This is a genomic window from Cognatiluteimonas telluris (assembly GCF_011320095.1).
Classification (GTDB): domain Bacteria; phylum Pseudomonadota; class Gammaproteobacteria; order Xanthomonadales; family Xanthomonadaceae; genus Cognatiluteimonas; species Cognatiluteimonas telluris.
Window position 1 is genome coordinate 1 of sequence record NZ_JAANOY010000101.1, and the last position, 927, is coordinate 927.

General features: G+C 54.3%; 1 protein-coding gene. It reads right to left on the reverse strand.

The window, feature by feature from the left end:
* Window positions 1-218: 218 nt before the first annotated feature.
* Window positions 219-791 (reverse strand): hypothetical protein, encoded by a 573-nt coding sequence (locus G7B67_RS13190; RefSeq protein WP_166213165.1) that lies wholly within the window; start codon window positions 789-791, stop codon window positions 219-221.
* Window positions 792-927 lie beyond the last annotated feature (136 nt).

A 927-nucleotide genomic window follows, 5' to 3' on the forward strand; every position in this document is an offset into this window, starting at 1 on the left:
CGCCAGCAGCGCTTTTCTAGCAGATTTCGCGCCACAGCGGCAGTCGGACGAATGCAGCGCGGCGCATAAGCTTTTCCTGAAGCGCCTGGATCGTTCTCGCGGGGTATAACACCTGAATTAAGCCGACATGCGTAGTGGAGGCAAAAGGTGGCACGCTTTTCAGTGCCGCCTTTTGCTGGAACGAAGCATGTTCGGCTTGAATGAATTGTTAGGGCTCACTAGCCGGAGCCCGCCCGATCCTGTTCTGCCAGCCGCAATCTGTCGTCGATCTCGTCCTGCGGCGGATGCTGCCTTTTGTACTCAATCAACTCTCCGTTCTCCAGCCGGTGCCAAACAACATCGCGTAAGCCGTAGACGTACGGAAGTTCGGAGGCGTCACTTATCTCTACCGAGCGGAGCAACGGGGAGTGAGTTGGATCGCTTGTGTCTATTTCAAAACCGCATGGTGTGCCGGACCAGGTTTCGGCTCTCAGATGAATCTGGTTGCCGTTAAAGCCATAGATCTGAATTGCGCTTCCGTGTGCGCCGGCCGGGAACTGGACAATCAATTCGTCGCGCCCATCATTGTCGATATCGAAGTATTGGGCAGATGAGTAGTTGTCTTGGCTGTGAACTTCCGATGGATTGTTCGACAGCGGTTGCGAGATGAACCGAGTGATATTTTCTACCAGTTGACCCGGGAGCTCATGAAGTACGCGAGCAAGTTCGGCCTCTGCCTTTTTGGCGCGCACGTACTCCCATGCCGCGATGGCTAAACCGATAACGATACCTGCGATACCGAGAAAATCCATGAGTGGGCCCTAACACCTGAATTAAGCCGACACGCGTAGTGGAAGCAAATGTGGCACGCTCTTTGTGCCGCATTTGCTGTAACGAAGCGTGTTCGGCTTGAATGAATTGTTAGGCGCCAACCACCGTTTGGTGGTC